The organism is Thermogemmata fonticola (assembly GCF_013694095.1).
Classification (GTDB): domain Bacteria; phylum Planctomycetota; class Planctomycetia; order Gemmatales; family Gemmataceae; genus Thermogemmata; species Thermogemmata fonticola.
In genome coordinates, this window is the sequence record NZ_JACEFB010000057.1 from 1 (window position 1) to 249 (window position 249).

Annotated in this window: 1 pseudogene; it reads left to right on the forward strand. The window is 61.4% G+C overall.

From position 1 onward, the window contains the following. Positions 1-223: pseudogene (locus tag H0921_RS17665) on the forward strand (hypothetical protein); the annotation flags it as partial. Positions 224-249: the final 26 nt, after the last annotated feature.

Consider the following 249-nt stretch of genomic DNA (forward strand, 5'->3'; position numbering starts at 1 on the left):
CGAGCGGCGGGAGATGATTCGCTATCCGGAGTTTGTGGCGAAGGGTTGGCAGTTGGGCAGCGGTCCGACGGAGTCGTGTTGCAAGACGCTCACCGCTCGGCTCAAGGGGCGTGGTCGGCGTTGGGATGCCCGGAACGCCGAGGCCGTGATGGCCCTGGAGGCTCTCAAGCAATCGGGTCAATGGCAGGCCTATTGGCTAATTCAAGCCAAAATCCCAGCTTAGTGCCGCCAGAATTTCTGGTCAGACCC